At 46.0% G+C, this 905-nt stretch carries 1 pseudogene; it reads right to left on the bottom strand.

The window, feature by feature from the left end:
* Positions 1–905 (bottom strand): annotated as a pseudogene (locus tag BCU68_RS15810) (IS3 family transposase); the annotation flags it as partial.

Here is a 905-nt window from a genome sequence, read left to right as displayed (position 1 = left end):
CTGACCAACGCTCTGGTTTTGCTTGGCGATGTGCCATCAACACCTTTGCTCTTTTCCTTAAAATCTCCGCATCCTTTCCACTATGTCGCTCTGAAGGTGTTACGTAATTCAGCCGACTATGTTTATGCTCAGTGTTGTACCAGATAACAAAGCTTTCTACCCAAGAGCGGCTTATTTCAAGGCTTTCGAAGCCTTTTGATGACCAACTTGGGACATACTTCAACGTTCTGAACAGTGACTCTACATATGGATTGTCGTCGCTCACTCGAGGACGACTGTAAGATGATATAACACCAAGCTCCTCCATTTTTGCCTTGAACGTCAATGATTTCATTGGCGCACCGTTATCGGAGTGCAGTACCAATGCTTGATTGAAGCACTGCTCACGCATCAGTGTGCGCTGAAGTAGTTGAGATGCTATCTCTCCGCACTCTCGGTCATAGACGTCATACCCGACGACTTTTCGACTATAGATGTCTTCAATGAGATAAAGATAATAATGTTGTCCACGAACACCTGAAGGTAGATACGTAATATCCCAGGTAAATACCTGATTTGGACCTGTCGCTGTATAGCTTGCTGGTTTTGATGATTTTTTACGGCTACGTTGGCGACCCCTATGGTTAAGTTGTCCTGCCGCTTTTAACACACGATAAAAACTGGCTTCAGATGCTATATACTGACCTTTATCCAGCAGTGTCGGCACTATCTGGCTTGGTGGCATATTCAGGCGCATTGCTAATATTAATAATATCTTGCCTCTCTTGCTCCGAGAGCTTATTAACAGGCTCAGGCCTTAGCGACGTTGGTCGCTCATCAGCTTGTACCTTACCGCGCTGATACCAGCGGCGGTAAGTCCGTAAATCTATCTCAGCTTCGTTGCACGCTCGCTCTAAGCGACTGCC

This window comes from Vibrio sp. 10N.286.49.B3 (assembly GCF_002873395.1).
GTDB lineage: Bacteria > Pseudomonadota > Gammaproteobacteria > Enterobacterales > Vibrionaceae > Vibrio.
This window is presented reverse-complemented; position numbering and strand designations above follow the sequence as displayed.